Source organism: Stutzerimonas stutzeri, from assembly GCF_000935215.1.
Classification (GTDB): Bacteria; Pseudomonadota; Gammaproteobacteria; order Pseudomonadales; family Pseudomonadaceae; genus Stutzerimonas.
In genome coordinates this window covers 25,818-46,450 of sequence record NZ_JXXD01000009.1, presented here as the reverse complement: position 1 = coordinate 46,450, position 20,633 = coordinate 25,818, and the positions used below count along the sequence as shown (strand labels likewise).

Annotated in this window: 21 protein-coding genes; all 21 read left to right on the top strand. The window is 61.0% G+C overall.

Features of this window, described 5'->3' with window-relative positions; all coding sequences use genetic code 11:
• Positions 1-507 precede the first annotated feature (507 nt).
• Complete coding sequence (gene rpmH / locus LO50_RS01170; protein ID WP_003290924.1) at positions 508-642, top strand: 50S ribosomal protein L34; 135 nt, start codon at positions 508-510, stop codon at positions 640-642.
• Between the two features lie 14 nt (positions 643-656).
• Complete coding sequence (gene rnpA, locus LO50_RS01165; RefSeq protein ID WP_003303708.1) at positions 657-1,052, top strand: ribonuclease P protein component; 396 nt, start codon at positions 657-659, stop codon at positions 1,050-1,052.
• Positions 1,045-1,290 (top strand): membrane protein insertion efficiency factor YidD, encoded by a 246-nt coding sequence (yidD, locus tag LO50_RS01160; RefSeq protein WP_003303707.1) that lies wholly within the window; start codon positions 1,045-1,047, stop codon positions 1,288-1,290. Before rnpA ends, yidD begins: the two co-directional genes overlap by 8 nt.
• A gap of 2 nt (positions 1,291-1,292) precedes the next feature.
• On the top strand, positions 1,293-2,963 hold the full coding sequence (gene yidC, locus LO50_RS01155) for a membrane protein insertase YidC (RefSeq protein ID WP_044313826.1): 1,671 nt from the start codon (positions 1,293-1,295) through the stop codon (positions 2,961-2,963).
• Positions 2,964-3,035: 72 nt separating this feature from the next.
• Entirely contained in the window at positions 3,036-4,403 is a 1,368-nt protein-coding gene (gene mnmE / locus LO50_RS01150; protein ID WP_003303704.1) for a tRNA uridine-5-carboxymethylaminomethyl(34) synthesis GTPase MnmE, read from the top strand.
• A gap of 491 nt (positions 4,404-4,894) precedes the next feature.
• Complete coding sequence (gene mnmG / locus LO50_RS01145) at positions 4,895-6,787, top strand: tRNA uridine-5-carboxymethylaminomethyl(34) synthesis enzyme MnmG (protein ID WP_003303702.1); 1,893 nt, start codon at positions 4,895-4,897, stop codon at positions 6,785-6,787.
• Entirely contained in the window at positions 6,787-7,434 is a 648-nt protein-coding gene (rsmG, locus tag LO50_RS01140; RefSeq protein ID WP_044313825.1) for a 16S rRNA (guanine(527)-N(7))-methyltransferase RsmG, read from the top strand. Before mnmG ends, rsmG begins: the two co-directional genes overlap by 1 nt.
• An 18-nt stretch (positions 7,435-7,452) precedes the next feature.
• Positions 7,453-8,241 carry a ParA family protein gene (locus LO50_RS01135; protein WP_044313824.1) on the top strand — a complete coding sequence of 263 codons (789 nt, stop codon included), beginning with the start codon at positions 7,453-7,455 and terminating at the stop codon, positions 8,239-8,241.
• Between the two features lie 9 nt (positions 8,242-8,250).
• Positions 8,251-9,123 carry a ParB/RepB/Spo0J family partition protein gene (locus tag LO50_RS01130; RefSeq protein ID WP_014822274.1) on the top strand — a complete coding sequence of 291 codons (873 nt, stop codon included), beginning with the start codon at positions 8,251-8,253 and terminating at the stop codon, positions 9,121-9,123.
• Positions 9,124-9,250: 127 nt separating this feature from the next.
• On the top strand, positions 9,251-9,655 hold the full coding sequence (locus LO50_RS01125; RefSeq protein WP_371104282.1) for a F0F1 ATP synthase subunit I: 405 nt from the start codon (positions 9,251-9,253) through the stop codon (positions 9,653-9,655).
• 14 nt (positions 9,656-9,669) lie between these two features.
• Positions 9,670-10,524, top strand: coding sequence for a F0F1 ATP synthase subunit A (atpB, locus tag LO50_RS01120; RefSeq protein ID WP_023446456.1), 855 nt, complete (start codon positions 9,670-9,672; stop codon positions 10,522-10,524).
• Between the two features lie 57 nt (positions 10,525-10,581).
• On the top strand, positions 10,582-10,809 hold the full coding sequence (gene atpE / locus LO50_RS01115; protein ID WP_003290909.1) for a F0F1 ATP synthase subunit C: 228 nt from the start codon (positions 10,582-10,584) through the stop codon (positions 10,807-10,809).
• A gap of 92 nt (positions 10,810-10,901) precedes the next feature.
• Positions 10,902-11,372 (top strand): F0F1 ATP synthase subunit B, encoded by a 471-nt coding sequence (locus LO50_RS01110; protein ID WP_014822271.1) that lies wholly within the window; start codon positions 10,902-10,904, stop codon positions 11,370-11,372.
• A 12-nt stretch (positions 11,373-11,384) separates the two neighbouring features.
• Positions 11,385-11,921 (top strand): F0F1 ATP synthase subunit delta, encoded by a 537-nt coding sequence (locus tag LO50_RS01105; protein WP_003291824.1) that lies wholly within the window; start codon positions 11,385-11,387, stop codon positions 11,919-11,921.
• Positions 11,922-11,936: 15 nt separating this feature from the next.
• Entirely contained in the window at positions 11,937-13,481 is a 1,545-nt protein-coding gene (atpA, locus tag LO50_RS01100; protein ID WP_003291823.1) for a F0F1 ATP synthase subunit alpha, read from the top strand.
• A 50-nt stretch (positions 13,482-13,531) separates the two neighbouring features.
• Positions 13,532-14,398 carry a F0F1 ATP synthase subunit gamma gene (atpG, locus tag LO50_RS01095; RefSeq protein WP_014822269.1) on the top strand — a complete coding sequence of 289 codons (867 nt, stop codon included), beginning with the start codon at positions 13,532-13,534 and terminating at the stop codon, positions 14,396-14,398.
• Between the two features lie 30 nt (positions 14,399-14,428).
• On the top strand, positions 14,429-15,805 hold the full coding sequence (gene atpD, locus LO50_RS01090; RefSeq protein ID WP_003303688.1) for a F0F1 ATP synthase subunit beta: 1,377 nt from the start codon (positions 14,429-14,431) through the stop codon (positions 15,803-15,805).
• 74 nt (positions 15,806-15,879) lie between these two features.
• Positions 15,880-16,308, top strand: a complete 429-nt coding sequence (locus LO50_RS01085) for a F0F1 ATP synthase subunit epsilon (RefSeq protein WP_003303687.1) — start codon at positions 15,880-15,882, stop codon at positions 16,306-16,308.
• A 142-nt stretch (positions 16,309-16,450) separates the two neighbouring features.
• Positions 16,451-17,812 (top strand): bifunctional UDP-N-acetylglucosamine diphosphorylase/glucosamine-1-phosphate N-acetyltransferase GlmU, encoded by a 1,362-nt coding sequence (gene glmU / locus LO50_RS01080; protein ID WP_044313823.1) that lies wholly within the window; start codon positions 16,451-16,453, stop codon positions 17,810-17,812.
• 130 nt (positions 17,813-17,942) lie between these two features.
• The gene (locus LO50_RS01075; RefSeq protein WP_044313822.1) at positions 17,943-18,725 is read left to right on the top strand and encodes a DeoR/GlpR family DNA-binding transcription regulator; all 783 of its coding nucleotides are present in this window, start codon (positions 17,943-17,945) and stop codon (positions 18,723-18,725) included.
• 2 nt (positions 18,726-18,727) lie between these two features.
• Positions 18,728-20,578, top strand: a complete 1,851-nt coding sequence (gene glmS, locus LO50_RS01070) for a glutamine--fructose-6-phosphate transaminase (isomerizing) (protein ID WP_044313821.1) — start codon at positions 18,728-18,730, stop codon at positions 20,576-20,578.
• Positions 20,579-20,633 lie beyond the last annotated feature (55 nt).

Sequence of the window (20,633 nt, the reverse complement as noted above, 5' to 3'; positions counted from 1 at the left end):
TATCGACTCAGTCGAGGTAAGACGGCGGCCATTGTAACGGCGCGCCCTCAGGTTATCCACAACAAACCTGAAGCGCAGGACGGGATACCCTAGGTCTGGTCAACCACTCAACGCATGGAAAAGCATTGTCACCAAGTCTGTTGATAACCCCCCCCTGAGGGCAGTGGTCAAGCCTGTTCAAAAGCACTGATTAACACCACCTGTGGATATCTTGCGTTTTAATCCACAGCTTGCGCAGAGCCTCTGCACGGGGTGAGCACCGCTTTCGCACCAGGTTTGCATTCGCGGGAGTGCCCGTCTCCTAAGGTCTGTAGCCATCTATCCACAGAAAAGGTGCTGCACATATATAAGCATTACATCTTAAGAGCTTATATTTCTTTTCCTCTTATATTTTTCATCCATGCAGGGCTGGTTGGAAATTGACCTGGCTCGATAGCTTCTCTACAATCGCCGGTCTCTTAAAAGGGGGCCATTCCGGCCCGCAATGAATCACCAGGTAAACGCACCATGAAACGCACTTTCCAGCCCAGCACCATCAAGCGCGCTCGTACTCACGGCTTCCGTGCCCGTATGGCCACCAAGAACGGTCGTCAGGTTCTGTCGCGTCGTCGCGCCAAAGGCCGCAAGCGTCTGACCGTCTGATATCGGAACAGGTAGTGAGTCGGGGCTTCGGCCGGGAAAAGCGACTGCTGACTCCCCGCCAATTCAAGGCAGTCTTCGACTCCCCTTCCGGTAAGGTGCCTGGCAGGAACGTCCTGCTGCTGGCACGTGAGAACGATCTGCAACACCCCCGCCTTGGGCTAGTGATCGGCAAGAAAAGCGTCAAGCTTTCGGTCGAACGTAACCGCATCAAGCGGCAGATACGTGAGACCTTTCGCCATCACCAGTCGGATCTGGTGGGCTGGGACATCGTGATCGTCGCCCGCAAGGGATTGGCTGATCTGGACAATCCCGAACTGGCGAAGCAATTCGCCAAGCTCTGGAAGCGACTGTCACGCAGTCCATCCAAGACCGCCGTCGAACCTGGAGCCGCCAACAGCACCCATGCGTAAATTGGCCATCGCTTCGATCAGAGTCTACCAGTACGCCATCAGTCCGATGATGGCCAGTCACTGCCGTTTCTATCCAAGCTGCTCCTGCTATGCACTCGAGGCCATCGAAACTCATGGCCTGTTGCATGGTGGCTGGCTGAGCCTGCGCAGGTTAGGGCGCTGCCATCCGTGGAACCCCGGCGGCTACGATCCCGTGCCTTCCCATAACACCTCCAATTCATCTCCGATGGCCGAGTAACCATGGATATCAAACGCTCGATACTGCTCGTCGCATTAGCAGTCGTTGCCTACCTGATGGTTCTTCAATGGAATCAGGACTACGGTCAGGCAGCCCTACCGACCGAAACCGCGCAAAGCCAGCCGGGCGCACCGGCTCTTCCGGATAGCCCGGCCGCCAACAGTGAAGGCACCGCTGGCGACGTGCCCGCGGTTGCCGGCCAGCAGCAAGCCAGCGCTCTGCCGGCTAACGCGCCGAGCAGCCAGCTGATTCGTGTGCGCAGCGACGTGCTGGATGTGGCCATCGATCCGCGCGGCGGCGACATCGTCGAACTGCATCTGCCGCAGTACCCGCGTCGGCAGGATCGTCCCGATGTGCCGTTCCAGCTGTTCGAGCGCAGCGGCGAGCGTGTCTACGAGGCACAGAGCGGCCTGATCGGCGACGGCCCGGACAAGGCGAGCGGTCGTCCTCAATACAGCAGCGAGAAAAGCGAATACCAGCTGGCCGAAGGTCAGGACCAGGTGGTCGTCGATCTGAAATACAGCGCCGATGGTGTCAACTACATCAAGCGTTTCACCCTCGAGCGCGGCAACTATGCGCTCAAGGTGAACTACCTGATCGACAACCAGAGCGCTCAACCCTGGACCGGTTACCTGTTCGGCCAGCTCAAGCGCGACAACAGCGGTGACCCGTCCTCGAGCACCGCCACCGGCACCGCTACCTATCTTGGCGCTGCGCTGTGGACCAAGGACGAGCCGTATCGCAAGGTCTCCATGGGTGACATGGATGAAAGCAATCTGCGTGAAAGCGTGCAGGGTGGCTGGATCGCCTGGCTGCAGCATTATTTCGTCACCGCCTGGATTCCTCAGCCGGGCGATACCAACCAGGTACAGACGCGCAAGGACAGCCAGGGCAACTACATCATCGGCTTTACCGGCCCCGCCGTTACCGTACCTGCCGGCGCACAGGGCGAGACAGGCGCCACGCTGTATGCCGGCCCGAAGAGCCAAGACAAGCTGGAAGAACTGTCCCCCGGTCTGCGTCTGACCGTCGACTACGGCATCCTCTGGTTCATCGCTCAGCCGATCTTCTGGCTGCTGGAAAACATCCACGCGCTGCTGGGCAACTGGGGCTGGTCGATCATCGTTCTGACCATCGTCATCAAGCTCGCCTTCTTCCCGCTCTCCGCGGCCAGCTACCGGTCGATGGCGCGCATGCGTGCGGTGTCGCCGAAAATGCAGGCGCTGAAGGAACAGCATGGCGACGACCGCCAGAAGATGTCCCAGGCGATGATGGAGCTGTACAAGAAGGAAAAGATCAATCCGCTGGGCGGCTGCCTGCCGATCCTGGTGCAGATGCCGGTATTCCTGGCCCTGTACTGGGTGCTGCTGGAAAGCGTCGAGATGCGCCAGGCGCCGTGGATGTTCTGGATCACCGACCTGTCGATCAAGGATCCGTTCTTCATCCTGCCGATCATCATGGGCATAACCATGTTCATCCAGCAGCAGCTCAACCCGACACCGCCGGATCCGATGCAGGCGCGAGTGATGAAGCTGCTGCCGGTGATCTTCACCTTCTTCTTCCTCTGGTTCCCTGCCGGTCTGGTGCTGTACTGGGTGGTCAACAACGTCCTGTCCATCGCTCAGCAGTGGTACATTACCCGCAAGATCGAGGCCGCGGCGAAGCCCGTCTGACGCCTCAACCGCCAATGCACAACGCCCCTTGATTGGGGCGTTGTGCTATCTGCCATCCAGAAAGGAGGCCGCATGAATCCAGTTCGCGACACCATTGCCGCCGTCGCTACCGCCCCGGGACGCGGAGGAGTCGGCATCGTTCGGGTGTCAGGGCCGCGGGCCAAGGCCATCGCCATTACCCTGACCGGTCGTGAGCCGACGCCGCGGTATGCACATTACGGTGCGTTTCACGCAGACGACGGCGAGGTGATCGACGAAGGCCTGTTGCTGTTTTTTCCAGGTCCGCATTCATTCACCGGTGAAGACGTACTCGAACTTCAGGGGCATGGTGGCCCGGTCGTTCTGGATATGCTGCTGCTGCGCTGTATCGAGCTCGGCGTGCGCCTGGCTCGACCAGGAGAATTCAGCGAACGCGCATTCCTCAACGACAAACTCGATCTGGCCCAGGCCGAGGCGATCGCCGATCTTATCGAAGCCAGTTCGGCGCAGGCCGCGCGCAATGCGGTGCGTTCTCTACAGGGCGAATTCTCTCGCCGCGTGCATCAGCTGACCGAAAAGTTGATTCAGCTACGTATCTATGTCGAAGCGGCGATCGATTTTCCCGAAGAGGAAATCGACTTCCTTGCCGATGGGCATGTTCTGGCACAACTGAATGCCGTGAAGACCGAGTTATCCACAGTGCTGCGCGAAGCCGGACAGGGCGCCCTGCTGCGCGACGGAATGACCGTGGTGATCGCAGGGCGCCCCAACGCCGGCAAGTCCAGTCTGCTCAACGCACTGGCGGGCCGTGAGGCCGCCATCGTCACCGATATCGCCGGTACCACCCGGGATGTCCTGCGCGAACACATCCTGATCGACGGCATGCCGCTGCATGTGGTCGATACCGCAGGCCTGCGCGACACCGAAGACCAGGTGGAGCGCATCGGTGTGCAGCGCGCGCTCAGCGCCATCGGCGAAGCGGACAGGGTGCTATTGATGGTCGATGCCAGTGCGCCTGAGGCGCAGGACCCACTGGCCCTGTGGCCGGAGTTTCTCGAGTCCAGTCCCGCGCCGAACCGGGTGACGCTGATTCGCAACAAAGCCGACCTCAGCGGTGAGCCGATCTCGATTCGCTTTGACGAGAACGGACAAGCGACACTGAGCCTTTGTGCACGATCCGGCGAAGGTATCGAGTTGCTGCGCGAACACCTCAAGCAGTGCATGGGATACGAACAAACCTCTGAAAGCAGTTTCAGCGCCCGCCGCCGCCATCTGGACGCATTGCGTCTGGCCGATCAGTACCTGCAGCATGGCCATGCCCAGCTGACGCTGGCCGGCGCCGGCGAGTTGCTGGCCGAGGATCTGCGCCAGGCACAACAGGCGCTTGGCGAGATCACGGGTGCGTTCAGCTCGGACGACCTGCTCGGGCGAATCTTCTCGAGCTTCTGCATCGGCAAATGACATGCACAGGGCGCTAACCGCGCCCGCCCCCTCCATCACAACGCATAGCGCCACGCAGAAGAACTCGTGACGCAGGCATTCGGCTGCCCATTTCTCCTGTCATGAGTCCTGTGGAAAAAGCCGCCTGAGGGCAGTAGAAAACTCATGACAGAAGCTGGTGAAAAACCGCCCTGTGCATAAGCTTCACTTTAATCCACAGGATGCAGACGGTATCCACACCGTTAACGCCCAACCGAAGCACAGCTTTATCCTTCGCTACAGAGTAGACATGACAAGGGATACAAGCGGTTATCCACAGAAAATCGCTTCACCATTCATAAACACATAAATAAGCTTCTTATATATTTCTTCTCTATTTCTATGTTTATCCACCGACTTGTCTCCGCCCGATGGTTGGTCATTTTTTGCTCAGAGCCCTTCTTTAGCTCCGGCTAAATCCCTATACTTCGCGGCTTCCCGAATTTCCCATCTGAACAGGCACGAGGTGCATGGTGGACTTCCCTTCCCGTTTTGACGTGATCGTTATCGGTGGCGGCCATGCTGGCACCGAAGCTGCGCTGGCAGCGGCACGCATGGGCGTGAAGACCCTGCTGCTCAGCCACAATGTGGAAACCCTCGGCCAGATGAGCTGCAACCCGGCTATCGGCGGCATCGGCAAGAGTCATCTGGTCAAGGAAATCGACGCCCTGGGTGGGGCCATGGCAATGGCTACGGACAAGGGCGGCATCCAGTTCCGTGTACTCAACAGCCGCAAGGGACCAGCGGTGCGCGCCACCCGTGCGCAAGCGGATCGAGTTCTTTACAAGGCTGCAGTGCGTGAAGCGCTGGAGAATCAGTCCAACCTGTGGATATTCCAGCAGGCCGCTGACGACCTCATCGTCGAGCAGGATCAGGTTCGTGGTGTGGTTACCCAGATGGGCCTGCGGTTTCTGGCCAGCTCGGTGGTGTTGACGACAGGAACCTTCCTCGGTGGACTTATCCACATCGGCTTGCAGAATTATTCAGGTGGGCGCGCAGGCGATCCGCCTTCGATCGCCCTGGCTCAGCGCCTGCGCGAGTTGCCACTGCGCGTCGGTCGACTGAAAACCGGCACCCCGCCTCGTATCGATGGTCGTTCGGTGGATTTTTCCCTGATGACCGAGCAGCCTGGCGACACACCGCTGCCGGTGATGTCGTTCATGGGCAGTCGTGAGCAGCATCCGCGTCAGGTCAGCTGCTGGATCACTCACACCAACGCCCGCACGCACGAAATCATTGCTGCCAACCTCGATCGTTCGCCGATGTATTCCGGCGTGATCGAAGGCGTGGGGCCGCGCTACTGCCCGTCGATCGAAGACAAGATCCATCGTTTCGCCGACAAGGACAGCCATCAGGTCTTTCTCGAGCCGGAAGGCCTGACCACCCATGAGCTGTATCCCAATGGCATCTCCACCTCGTTGCCGTTCGATGTGCAGCTGCAGATCGTGCAGAGCATCCGTGGCATGGAGAACGCCCACATCGTGCGGCCGGGCTATGCCATCGAATACGACTACTTCGACCCACGCGATCTCAAGTACAGCCTGGAGACCAAGGTGATCGGCGGGTTGTTCTTCGCTGGCCAGATCAACGGCACCACCGGTTACGAAGAGGCCGGTGCCCAGGGGCTGCTCGCCGGAGCCAACGCCGCGCTACGCGCGCAGGGCAAGGACAGCTGGTGCCCACGGCGTGACGAGGCCTACCTCGGTGTGCTGGTCGATGACCTGATCACCCTTGGCACTCAGGAGCCCTATCGGATGTTCACCTCGCGTGCCGAATACCGGCTGATCCTGCGCGAGGACAACGCCGATCTTCGTCTGACCGAGAAGGGTCGCGAACTGGGGCTGGTGGACGATGCCCGTTGGGCGGCGTTCTGCGCCAAGCGCGAAGGTATCGAGCTCGAGGAGCAGCGCCTGAAGAGCTGCTGGGTCCGTCCCGGCACCCCACAGGGCGATGCGATCGTCGAGCGCTTCGGCAGCCCTCTGGCCCGCGAGTACAACCTGCTCAATCTACTGGCTCGTCCGGAGATCGATTACCAGAGCCTGATCGAACTGACCGGTGACGGTGCGCCGGATCCGCAGGTCGCCGAGCAGGTCGAGATCAAGACCAAGTACGCCGGCTACATCGAACGTCAGCAGGACGAGATCGAGCGACTGCGTGCCAGCGAGAACATCGCCCTGCCGGCTGATCTCGACTACACGACGATTCCGGGCTTGTCGAAGGAAATTCAGCAAAAGCTCGATCAGGCAAGGCCGGAGACACTCGGACAGGCATCGCGTATTCCGGGAGTCACTCCCGCTGCGGTGTCGCTGCTGATGATTCATCTGAAGAAGCGCACTGCCGGCCAGCAGCTGGAGCAGAGCGCCTGATGAGCCTGGTCAGCGAATCCCATGCCGCCGAACTCGTGCGCGGCGCCCAGGCGCTCGGTGTCGAGCTGAGTGAAGGGCAACAGCAGCAGTTGCTGGCCTACCTGGCACTGCTGATCAAGTGGAACAAGGCCTACAACCTCACCGCCGTGCGCGATCCCGACGAAATGGTTTCGCGACACCTGCTCGACAGCCTGAGCGTGGTGTCCTTCGTTGCCGAGTCCGGACAGACCTGGCTGGACGTCGGCAGCGGTGGTGGCATGCCTGGCGTGCCGCTGGCGATCATGTTTCCTGATCGCAGCTTCACGCTGCTGGACTCCAATGGGAAAAAAACGCGATTCCTGACGCAGGTGAAGCTGGAGCTGAAACTGGCCAACCTCGAAGTCGTGCACAGCCGCGTCGAGCAGTTCCAGCCGGCGGAAGCCTTCGGCGGCATCACCTCGCGCGCCTTCAGTTCCCTTGAGGACTTCGCCAGCTGGACGCGGCATCTGGGCAATACCCAGACGCGCTGGTTGGCGATGAAGGGCGTGCAGCCGGACGACGAACTGCAACGGCTGCCCGCCGACTTCCGCCTCGATGCCTGTCACGTACTCAAGGTTCCCGGTTGCCAAGGCCAGCGCCATCTGCTGATACTGCGCCGCACTTCATGACCCGGACAGACACTGACCATGGCTAAAGTTTTCGCCATTGCCAACCAGAAGGGCGGTGTCGCCAAGACCACCACCTGCATCAACCTTGCGGCTTCGCTGGTTGCCACGCGCCGTCGCGTGCTGCTGATCGATCTCGACCCCCAGGGCAACGCCACCACTGGTAGCGGTGTGGACAAGCTCGGGCTGGAGTACTCGATCTACGACGTACTGATCGGCGAATGCAGCCTTGTGGATGCCATGCAGTTCTCCGAGCATGGCGGCTATCAGTTGCTGCCGGCCAATCGCGACCTGACCGCGGCGGAAGTGGCCCTGCTGAATCTGCCGGCCAAGGAAAAACGCCTGCGTGAAGCACTGGCACCGGTGCGGGAGAACTACGACTACATCCTCATCGATTGCCCGCCGTCGCTGTCGATGCTGACCATCAACGCGCTGTCTGCGTCGGACGGCGTCATCATTCCCATGCAGTGCGAGTATTACGCGCTCGAAGGGCTTACCGATCTGGTCAATTCGATCCAGCGTATCGGCCAGGCGCTCAACCCCAGCCTGAAGATCGAAGGCCTGCTGCGCACCATGTACGACCCGCGCAGCAGTCTGACCAACGATGTATCCGAACAGCTCAAGGCGCATTTCGGCGACAAACTCTACGACACCGTTATCCCGCGCAACGTCCGGCTCGCCGAGGCCCCCAGCCACGGCATGCCGGCGCTGGTCTACGACAAGCAATCCAAGGGCGCTCTGGCCTATCTGGCCCTGGCCGGTGAACTGTCGCGACGCCAGCGCCAGTCGGCGCGTGGCACCCCCGCATAAGGACTACTCATGGCGACCAAGAAAAGAGGCCTAGGCCGTGGACTCGACGCCCTGCTCGGCGGCGCCAGCGTTTCGGCAATGCAGGAAGAGGCTGCGAAGGTCGATACCCGTGAACTCCAGCACCTGCCGCTGGACCTGATCCAGCGCGGCAAGTACCAGCCGCGCCGCGATATGGACCCGCAGGCCCTGGAGGAGCTGGCCCAGTCGATCAAGAACCACGGCGTGATGCAGCCGATCGTGGTGCGTCCCGTCAGCGGTGGCCGTTTCGAGATCATCGCCGGTGAACGTCGCTGGCGCGCCAGCCAGCAGGCCGGGTTGGAGAAGGTGCCGGCGCTGGTTCGCGAAGTGCCGGACGAGGCGGCCATTGCCATGGCGCTGATCGAGAACATCCAGCGCGAAGACCTGAATCCGATCGAGGAAGCCGTCGCGCTGCAGCGCTTGCAACAGGAGTTCCAGCTGACCCAGCAGCAAGTTGCCGACGCGGTAGGCAAGTCGCGTGTCTCGATAAGCAATTTGCTGCGCCTGATTGCGCTGCCGGAAGAGATCAAGACGCTGCTGTCACACGGTGACCTGGAGATGGGCCACGCGCGAGCATTGCTAGGTCTGCCGGCGGAACAGCAGGTCGAAGGCGCGCGGCACGTTGTCGCACGTGGCCTGACCGTGCGCCAGACCGAAGCCCTGGTGCGACAGTGGTTGAGCAGCAAGGAAACACCGAAAGCCGAAGTCAAGGTCGACCCGGACATCAGCCGTCTGGAGCAGCGCCTCGCGGAACGCCTGGGCTCTCCGGTGCAGATCAAGCACGGACAGAGGGGCAAAGGGCAGCTGGTGATCCGCTACAGTTCGCTGGATGAACTGCAGGGTGTATTGGCCCACATCCGCTGATACAAAATGTTTGTAGTGCCGGTCGGAAAATACTACCGGAGAGTTGAACCCTGGCTGGCCTGCTCCTATACTCGCCGCGCTTTTTTGACTGCGGACAATTATTTACGCGGCCTGCTACAGCGATGGAATTCAGGTGAACATACGCAACAGAACACCCTTCCATCGCCTTCCGGCATTTCGCGTACTGCTGATGCAGGCAATGGTCGTAGTAGTGACCGCTGTCTCATGTGGCCTGGTTTTTGGTATGGTCGCCGGCTACTCCGCGCTGTGCGGTGGTTTGATTGCGCTGTCAGCGAACGTGTATTTCGCGTACAAGGCCTTTCGTTACTTTGGCGCACGTTCGACTCAGGCGATCATCCAGTCGTTCTGGTCTGGCGAGATGGGTAAACAGATTCTGGCAGCAGCGCTTTTTGCGTTGGTGTTCGTGGGAGTGAAACCGCTGGAACCGATCGCCTTGTTTGCCGGCTATCTGCTGGTTCTGGGTGTCGGAGCAAGCGCGCTCCTGCTGATGAAAAACAATCCGAAGCATTGAGCATTGAGGCGTTTATGGCGAGTACCCCCGCTGAATATATCCAGCACCACCTGCAAAACCTCACCTACGGCAAGCTGCCGGCAGGTTACGAGCGTGCTGATGGCTCCGTTCTCGATCAGGCCACCTGGACCATCGCTCAGACGGGTCTGGAAGCTCGTGACATGGGCTTCATGGCATTCCACCTGGATACCCTCGGCTGGTCGCTGCTGATGGGCGCCATCTTCATCCTGCTGTTCCGCAGCGCCGCCAAGTCCGCCACGACCGGTGTACCGGGCAAGCTGCAGAACTTCGTCGAGATGTGCGTCGAGTTCGTCGAAGGCGTGGTGAAGGACACCTTCCACGGCCGCAATGCTCTGATCGCTCCGCTGGCGCTGACGATCTTCGTCTGGGTCTTCCTGATGAACAGCCTTAAGTGGATTCCGGTCGACTACATCCCGGGTCTGGCCAGCCTGCTGGGCCTTCCGGCATTCAAGATCGTGCCCACCGCTGACCCGAACGGTACCTTCGGTCTGTCGCTCGGCGTGTTCATCCTGATCCTCTTCTACAGCGTCAAGGTTAAGGGTTTCGGTGGCTTCAGCAAGGAGCTGGCGTTCACTCCGTTCAACCACTGGTCGCTGGTGCCGTTCAACCTGTTCCTCGAGATTCTCGGCCTGCTGACCAAGCCGCTCAGCCTCGCGCTGCGTCTGTTCGGCAACATGTATGCCGGTGAGGTGGTGTTCATCCTCATCGCTCTGCTGCCGTTCTACGTGCAGTGGACCCTGAATGTGCCTTGGGCGATCTTCCATATCCTGGTGATCCCGCTTCAGGCCTTCATCTTCATGGTACTGACGGTGGTGTACCTGAGCTCTGCCCATGAAGAACATCACTGAAAACCGCTAACGCTTTAACCGAAAAACCTTAACCCCCCTTAGCTTCAGGAGCTTTACATGGAACTCGTCTACATCGCCGCCTCCATCATGATCGGTCTGGGTGCCCTGGGCACCGGTATTGGCTTCGCCCTGCTGGGCGGCAAGCTGCTGGAATCCACTGCTCGTCAGCCTGAGCTGGCTCCCCAGCTGCAAACCAAAACCTTCCTGATGGCCGGCCTGCTCGACGCCGTGCCGATGATCGGCGTTGGTATCGCGATGTACCTCATCTTCGTTGTCGCCGGTTAATCACTTTCCGGTTTGAGATGGGGTTCGCCGGGCGAGCCCCGTCGCCGTGGAATGACTCCCGCGTTGAACGAGATAGCACGAGGTAAATCGCTGTGAACATTAACTTGACGCTGTTCGGTCAAACGCTCGCCTTCGCTATCTTCGTCTGGTTCTGCATGAAGCTCGTCTGGCCGCCAATCACGGCAGCCATGGCAGCGCGCCAGAAGAAGATCGCTGAAGGACTGGATGCGGCAGGCCGTGCGCAGCAAGACCTGAAACTGGCTCAGGACAAGGTGTCCAACACCCTCCGCGAGACCAAGGAGCAGGCAGCCCAGATCATCGAGCAGGCGAACAAGCACGCCAATGCGATCATCGAGGAAGCCAAGCAGCAGGCACGTGTCGAAGGCGAGCGACTGGTCGCCGGCGCCCGCGCCGAGATCGAACAGGAAGTGAACCGTGCCAGGGACCAACTGCGCAATCAGGTAGCGGCTCTTGCCGTCGCCGGTGCAGAGAAGATCCTGGAGTCCCAGGTGGACGCCAAGGTGCACAACGAGCTGGTCGAAAAACTGGCCTCCCAACTCTAAGCGAGGCAAGCGATGATCAATACCCAGACGCTTGCTCGGCCTTACGCGAAAGCCGCTTTCGAGTTTGCCAGCGCCGCAGGAACGACCGAGTCCTGGTCGAAAATGCTGAACCTGGCCGCCATCGCTGTTGAAGTCCCAGAAGTCGCAGCGTTGCTGAACGACCCCCGCCTGACCAGCGAAAGCAAGGTCCAGGGGCTGGTGCGTCTACTCGGTGACGACGCCGACGAAGCTTTCCGCAACTACGTCCAGACCCTTGGCGAGAACGATCGCCTGTCGGTACTGCCGACCGTGTGGGAGCTGTACGAGGACATCAAGGCGCAAGCCGAGAAAACGCTCGAGGCAGAAGTTGAAACCGCCTTCGAGCTCAGCAACGAGCAACTCCAAACTTTGGCTGCCGCCCTGTCGAAGCGGCTAGATCGCACCGTCAACCTCCAGCAGGCCGTGAATCCTGCGCTGATCGGCGGCGTGTTGATTCGCGCCGGTGATGTGGTTGTCGACGGTTCGGTCCGCGGCAAACTGAGCCAGTTGGCCGAATCGTTGAAATCCTGATTTGAGGGTCATGGCATGCAGCAACTGAATCCTTCCGAGATTAGTGAAATCATCAAGCAGCGCATCGAGAAATCGAATGTCGCTGCTCAAGCCCGTAATGAGGGCACCGTCGTCAGCGTTTCTGACGGTATCGTACGTATCTACGGTCTGGCCGACGTCATGTACGGCGAAATGATCGAGTTCCCTGGCGGCATCTTTGGTATGGCACTGAACCTGGAGCAGGACTCCGTAGGTGCCGTGGTTCTGGGTAACTACCTGGGCCTGACCGAAGGCATGAGCGCCAAGTGCACCGGCCGCATCCTTGAAGTTCCGGTTGGTCCGGAACTGCTGGGCCGCGTTGTCGACGCACTGGGTAACCCGATTGATGGCAAAGGCCCGATCAACGCTCAGGCAACTGACGCGGTCGAGAAGGTTGCGCCGGGCGTGATCTGGCGTAAGTCCGTCGACCAGCCGGTGCAGACCGGTTACAAGTCGGTCGACGCCATGATCCCGGTAGGCCGTGGCCAGCGTGAGCTGATCATCGGCGACCGTCAGATCGGCAAGACCGCCCTGGCCATCGACGCCATCATCAACCAGAAGAACAGCGGCATCCGCTGCGTTTACGTTGCCATTGGTCAGAAGCAGTCGACCATCGCCAACGTGGTTCGCAAGCTGGAAGAGCACGGCGCGCTGCACAACACCATCGTTGTTGCTGCGTCCGCCTCCGAATCCGCTGCCCTGCAGTACCTGGCGCCTTACGCTGGTTGCACCATGGGCGAGTACTTCCGCGACCGCGGTGAAGACGCGCTGATCGTGTATGACGATCTGTCCAAGCAGGCCGTGGCGTACCGCCAGATCTCCCTGCTGCTGCGTCGTCCGCCGGGACGTGAAGCCTATCCGGGCGACGTGTTCTATCTCCACAGCCGTCTGCTGGAGCGTGCGTCGCGCGTTTCCGAAGAGTATGTCGAGAAGTTCACCAACGGTGCCGTAACTGGCAAGACCGGCTCGCTGACCGCTCTGCCGATCATCGAAACCCAGGCGGGCGACGTTTCCGCGTTCGTTCCGACCAACGTGATTTCCATCACCGACGGTCAGATCTTCCTGGAATCGGCCATGTTCAACGCAGGTATCCGTCCGGCCGTCAACGCCGGTATCTCGGTATCCCGCGTGGGTGGTGCTGCTCAGACCAAGATCGTCAAGAAGCTGTCTGGTGGTATCCGTACCGCTCTGGCTCAGTACCGTGAACTGGCTGCATTCGCGCAGTTCGCTTCCGATCTCGACGAAGCGACCCGCAAGCAGCTGGAGCATGGTCAGCGCGTTACCGAGCTGATGAAGCAGAAGCAGTACGCGCCGATGTCCATCGCCGACATGTCCCTGTCCCTGTACGCCGCCGAGCGCGGTTTCCTGACGGACGTGGAAGTGGCCAAGGTTGGCGCCTTCGAGCAGGCCCTGATCGCCTTCTTCAACCGCGAGTTCGCCGATCTGATGGCGAAGATCAACGTGAAGGGTGACTTCAATGACGAAATCGACGCAGGCCTGAAGGCCGGTATCGAGAAGTTCAAGGCCACTCAAAGCTGGTAAGCCGCAGCGGGAGCCGTGAGGCTCCCGCCTGCTAACCCGATAGGTGTCAAATGGCAGGCGCAAAAGAGATTCGCAGCAAGATTGCGAGCATCAAAAGCACGCAGAAGATCACCAGCGCCATGGAAAAGGTGGCGGTCAGCAAGATGCGCAAGGCACAGATGCGCATGGCTGCCAGCCGCCCTTATGCGGAGCGGATCCGGCAGGTAATCGGCCATCTGGCCTTTGCCAACCCGGAATACCGTCATCCGTTCATGGTAGAGCGTCCGGTCAAGCGTGTCGGCTACATCGTCGTGTCGACCGATCGTGGTCTTTGCGGTGGCCTGAACATCAACCTGTTCAAGGTCCTGATCAAGAACATGAAGGAGTGGCACGATCAGAAGGTCGAAGTCGACCTCTGCGTGATCGGCAACAAAGGCGCGAGCTTCTTCCGCAGCTTCGGCGGCAACGTCGTCGCAGCGATCGGCAACCTCGGCGAAGAGCCGTCGATCAATGATCTGATCGGCAGCGTCAAGGTCATGCTGGACGGCTTCCACAATGGCCGTATCGATCGCTTGTACCTGGTATCCAACAAGTTCATCAACACCATGACCCAGAAGCCCACGGTCGACCAACTGCTGCCGCTGGCCGCAGACGAGAACGCCGAGCCGGTCAAGAAAGGTCAGTGGGACTACCTCTACGAGCCGGACGCCCAGCAGCTGCTGGATGCTCTGCTGGTACGGTTCATCGAGTCCCAGGCCTATCAGGCGGTGGTTGAGAACGGCGCAGCCGAACAGGCCGCGCGGATGATTGCCATGAAGAACGCAACCGACAACGCCGGTGAGCTGATCGGCGACCTGCAACTGGTCTACAACAAGGCCCGTCAGGCTGCGATCACTCAGGAAATTTCGGAAATCGTCGGCGGCGCTGCCGCGGTTTAAGAACGGTTCAAATATTCAGAGGAACCAAACATGAGTAGCGGACGTATCGTTCAAATCATCGGCGCCGTTATCGACGTGGAATTTCCGCGCGATGTGGTACCGAACGTCTATGATGCGCTGAAAGTTCAAGGCGCCGAGACCACCCTGGAAGTCCAGCAGCAGCTGGGCGACGGCATTGTCCGTACCATCGCCATGGGTTCGACCGAAGGCCTCAAGCGTGGCCTGGACGTCGTCAACACCGGCACCGGTATCTCCGTACCGGTCGGCAAGCAGACCCTGGGCCGCATCATGGACGTCCTGGGTAACCCCATCGACGAAGCCGGCCCGATCGGCGAAGAAGAGCGCTGGACCATCCACCGCGCTGCTCCGTCCTACGCAGAGCAGGCTGGCGGCAACGAGCTGCTGGAAACCGGCATCAAGGTTATCGACCTGGTCTGCCCGTTCGCCAAGGGCGGTAAGGTCGGTCTGTTCGGTGGTGCCGGTGTAGGCAAGACCGTAAACATGATGGAGCTGATCCGTAACATCGCGATGGAGCACAGCGGTTACTCCGTGTTCGCCGGTGTGGGTGAGCGTACTCGTGAAGGTAACGACTTCTATCACGAGATGAAGGACTCCAACGTTCTGGACAAGGTTGCCCTGGTTTACGGCCAGATGAACGAGCCGCCGGGAAACCGTCTGCGCGTTGCACTGACCGGCCTGACCATGGCCGAGAAGTTCCGTGACGAAGGTCGTGACGTTCTGCTTTTCGTCGACAACATCTACCGCTACACCCTGGCCGGTACCGAAGTATCCGCGCTGCTGGGTCGTATGCCTTCCGCGGTAGGTTATCAGCCGACTCTGGCCGAAGAGATGGGCGTTCTGCAGGAGCGTATCACCTCCACCAAGAACGGCTCGATCACCTCGGTACAGGCCGTATACGTACCTGCGGACGACCTGACCGACCCGAGCCCGGCGACCACCTTCGCCCACCTCGACGCCACCGTCGTACTGTCGCGTGACATCGCCTCCCTGGGTATCTACCCGGCGGTCGACCCGCTCGACTCGACTTCGCGTCAGCTGGATCCGCTGGTGATCGGCCAGGAGCATTACGACACCGCTCGCGGCGTTCAGTACGTGCTGCAGCGCTACAAAGAGCTGAAGGACATCATTGCGATCCTCGGTATGGACGAACTGTCCGAGACCGACAAGCAGCTGGTATCCCGCGCTCGTAAGATCCAGCGCTTCCTGTCTCAGCCGTTCTTCGTGGCCGAAGTCTTCACTGGCTCGCCAGGCAAGTACGTTCCGCTGAAGGAAACCATCCGTGGTTTCTCCGGCATCCTCAATGGCGACTACGACCATCTGCCGGAACAGGCGTTCTACATGGTCGGCAGCATCGACGAAGCCATCGAGAAAGCCAAGAAACTGTAACTGGCGCGCCCGTTCGCGGGCGCCAACCAGCCTGACCGGCAGCTGCTGGTCAGGCTGATTACCGAGGCATGAACATGGCTATGACAGTGCATTGCGACATCGTCAGTGCGGAAGAAGAGCTGTTCTCGGGGCTGGTGGAAATGGTCGTCGCCCACGGCAACCTGGGTGACATCGGCGTTCTGCCGGGTCACGCGCCGCTGCTGACTGATCTCAAGCCGGGTCCGGTTCGAGTGATCAAGCAGGGTGGTGACGAGGAGATCTTCTACATCTCCGGCGGCTTCATCGAAGTGCAGCCGAACATGGTGAAGGTTCTCGCCGATACCGCTACGCGCGCCAAGGACATCGACGAAGCTGCCGCTCAGGCTGCCGTCAAAGCTGCCGAGAAGGCCCTGCACGAGAAGGGCGCGGAGTTCGATTACGGCTCCGCCGCCGCTCGCCTGGCCGAGGCCGCAGCCCAGCTGCGAACCATCGAGGCAATGCGCAAGAAGTACGGCCGACACTGATCGGCAAGCGACTTCATCGCGCACGAGTAAAAGGGTAGCCTTGGCTACCCTTTTTCTTTTTCTGCCATTTGTCGGCGCTGATACCAGCTGCACTCTGACGTACGGGTGAGCTGACGGGCCGATACCGCTCAGGAATCGCTTCATGTCTCTCGATATCGTCATTCTCGCCGCTGGCCAGGGCACGCGCATGCGTTCGGCGCTGCCAAAGGTTCTGCATCCGGTCGCCGGAAAATCCATGCTCGGGCACGTGATCGACACCGCGCGCGCATTGCAGCCGAAAAGCATCCAGGTGGTTATTGGCCACGGTGCCGAGCAGGTGCGCCAGCGACTGGCCGGCGATGATCTCGCCTTCGTCGTTCAGGCCGAGCAGCTGGGAACCGGCCATGCTGTAGCCCAGGCGTTGCCGAATCTGTCGGCCGAGCGCGTGCTGATCCTTTACGGTGACGTACCACTGATCGAAGCCGACACCCTGCAGCGCCTGTTGCAGAAGGTCGGGCCGGAGCAGCTCGCGCTGCTGACGGTGAAGCTTGACGACCCAACCGGCTATGGACGCATCGTCCGCGACGCGCGCGGCGAAGTGCAGGCTATCGTCGAGCACAAGGATGCCAGCGACGAGCAGAAGGCGATCCGCGAGGGCAATACCGGGATTCTCGCCGTACCGGGCAGCCGTATCGGCGAATGGCTGGGTCGCCTGTCCAACAGCAATGCCCAGGGCGAGTACTACCTGACAGACGTCATCGCCATGGCTGTGGCCGACGGCCTGCGCGTGGCCACCGAGCAGCCGCTGGACGCCATGGAAGTGCAAGGCGCCAACGACCGTATCCAGCTGGCCGAGCTGGAACGCCATTACCAGCAGCGTGCCGCTCGTCGTTTGATGGCCCGGGGCGTGACGCTGCGCGACCCGGCACGTTTCGATCTGCGTGGCGAGGTGGAGGTCGGGCGAGACGTGCTGATCGACGTGAATGTGGTGCTCGAAGGCACGGTGGTCATCGAAGACGACGTGCAGATCGGACCGAACTGCGTGATCAAGGACAGCACGTTGCGTCGCGGTGCGATCGTCAAGGCCAACTCCCATCTTGAGGGCGCGGTAGTCGGCGAGAGTGCCGATTGCGGCCCGTTCGCGCGGCTGCGTCCAGGCAGCGTACTCGGCGCCAAGGCGCATGTCGGCAACTTCGTTGAGCTGAAGAACGCGACCCTCGGCGATGGTGCCAAGGCCGGGCATCTCAGCTACCTCGGTGACGCCGAGATCGGCGCGCGGACCAACATCGGTGCCGGTACCATCACCTGCAACTACGATGGCGCCAACAAATTCAGGACGGTGATAGGCGAGGACGTTTTCATCGGCTCCAACAGTTCGCTGGTTGCACCGCTGAATCTCGGTGATGGCGCAACGACCGGCGCCGGTTCGACGATCACCGAGGACGTGCCGGCCCATACCCTGGGCCTCGGCCGCGGTCGCCAGCGCAATATCGAAGGCTGGCAGCGACCGAAGAAGCAGTCGTAGATCCGCGTTCGGCGCGGGATGCCGGCCTGCTTCCCGCTGTTGGTGGGTGACGCCGGATCGCCAGCGGCTTGCAGCCCGTAAGCACTTATGTTTTGATTCGCGCCGTTATCTTTCGAATCGAAACATATCTATGTCGAAGCGCAACACTCCACAACGTCGCCACGCGATCCTCGCCTTGCTAAACGAGCTCGGCGAGGTCAGTGTGGACGAGCTGTCGCGGCGCTTCGAAACCTCGGAAGTCACCATCCGCAAGGACCTCGCTGCGCTGGAGAAAAATGGCCTGTTACTGCGCCGCTACGGCGGTGCGGTTCCGCTGCCTCAGGAGCTGATCGGCGACAGCGTGCAGCCCGTTTCGCCCTGGAAGCAGGCGATCGCCCGTGCTGCGGTTGGCTGCATCCGCGAGCACGCGCGGATCATCATCGACAGCGGCACCACCACGGCGGCGATGATTCCTCAGCTCGGCCACAAGCACGGGCTGGTGGTGATGACTAACTCGCTGAACGTGGCCAATGCCCTGCGTGAGCTGGAGCATGAACCGGTGCTGCTGATGACCGGCGGCACCTGGGATCCACATTCGGAGTCCTTTCAGGGCCAGGTCGCCGAGCAGGTGCTGCGGTCCTATGACTTCGACCAACTGTTCATCGGTGCCGATGGCATCGATCTGGAGCGGGGCACCACCACCTTCAACGAACTGCTAGGGTTGTCCCGAGTGATGGCCGACGTCGCGCGGGAAGTCATCGTGCTCGCCGAGGCCGACAAGATCGGTCGGCGCATCCCCAATCTTGAGCTGCCCTGGAGCAGCGTGCACACCCTGATCACCGATGAGCGCCTCAGCGACGAGGCGCGCAGCAGCATCCTGGCCCGCGGCGTCAAACTGATCTGCGTGGCCGTCGAAACCAATCTGGAGACCTGAGCATGTGTGGCATCGTTGGCGCCGTCGCCGAACGCAACATCACCGCGATCCTTCTCGAGGGCCTCAAGCGCCTGGAATACCGTGGCTATGACAGTGCCGGCGTTGCCGTGCTGGACGAGAACGGCACACTCGAGCGTCTGCGCCGTAATGGCAAGGTCGCCGAACTGGAGCAGGCTCAGCAACACACGCAGCTGGCCGGCCGCCTGGGCATTGCGCATACCCGCTGGGCAACCCATGGCGCGCCCTGCGAGCGCAATGCCCATCCGCATTTCTCCGGTGATGATCTGGCCGTGGTGCACAACGGCATCATCGAGAACCACGAGGCGCTGCGGGCTCAGCTCAAGGAGATGGGTTACGTATTCGTCTCGGATACCGACACCGAAGTCATCGTGCACCTGCTGCACCACAAGCTCGATTCGCTCGGCGACCTCACCGCTGCGCTGAAGGAGGCAGTCAAGGAACTGCATGGCGCCTATGGACTGGCGGTGATCAGTGCGCGGCAGCCGGATCGCCTGCTCGCCGCGCGCAGCGGCAGCCCGCTGGTGATCGGTCTGGGCCTGGGCGAAAACTTCCTCGCGTCGGACCAGCTGGCGCTGCGTCAGGTCACCGACCGTTTCATGTATCTGGAAGAGGGCGACATCGCCGAAATCCGCCGCGATGCGGTGCAGATCTGGGATGTCGACGGCCAGCCGGTGCAGCGCGAGGCCGTGCAGTACCACGAAGGTGCCGAGGCGGCGGACAAGGGCGAGTACCGCCACTTCATGCTCAAGGAGATTCACGAGCAGCCGAAGGTGGTGCAGCGCACTCTGGAAGGCCGGCTAGGCGATCATCAGGTGCTGGTGCAGGCGTTCGGACCGCAAGCCGCCGAGCTGTTCGCCAAAGTGCGCAATGTGCAGATAGTCGCCTGTGGCACCAGCTATCACGCCGGCATGGTCGCGCGTTACTGGCTGGGGGAACTGGCCGGCATACCCTGTCAGGTCGAGGTTGCCAGCGAATTCCGCTACCGCAAGGTGGTGGTGCAGCCGGACACCCTGTTCGTCACCATCTCCCAGTCCGGCGAGACGGCAGATTCGCTGGCAGCGCTGCGTAACGCCAAGGCGCGCACCGAGCAGGAAGGTCGCTATCTCGCCAGCCTGGCGATCTGCAACGTCGGCATCAGTTCGCTGGTGCGCGAGTCGGACCTGACCCTGCTCACCCAGGCCGGCCCGGAAATCGGCGTTGCTTCGACCAAGGCCTTCACCACCCAGCTGGTTGGCCTGTTGTTGCTGACGCTGTCGCTGGGCCAGGTCCGGGGCACGCTTTCCCCTGCGCTGGAGGCCGAACTGGTTGACGAGCTGCGCCGGCTGCCGACCCGCCTGGGTGAGGCGCTGGCGATGGACGCTACGGTGGAGAAGATTTCCGAGCACTTCGCCGAGAAACATCACACCCTGTTCCTCGGCCGCGGCGCTCAGTATCCGGTGGCGATGGAGGGCGCGCTCAAGCTCAAGGAAATCTCCTATATCCATGCCGAGGCCTACCCGGCCGGTGAGCTCAAGCACGGCCCGCTGGCGCTGGTGGACGCCGACATGCCGGTGGTCACGGTGGCGCCGAACAACGAGTTGCTCGAAAAGCTCAAGTCCAACCTGCAGGAAGTGCGCGCCCGTGGTGGTGAGCTGATCGTCTTTGCCGACCGTGAAGCCGGGTTCGACAATGCTGAAGGGATCTTCGTGGTGAACATGCCGCATATCCACGATGTTCTTGCGCCGATCCTCTATACCCTGCCGCTGCAACTGCTGTCGTACTACGTTGCCGTGCTGCGCGGTACCGATGTCGACCAGCCACGTAACCTCGCCAAGTCCGTCACGGTGGAGTGACCGGCGAGCGCGCCAGAGAGCGTGTGGCTGCACGGAATAAAGATTGACACAATAT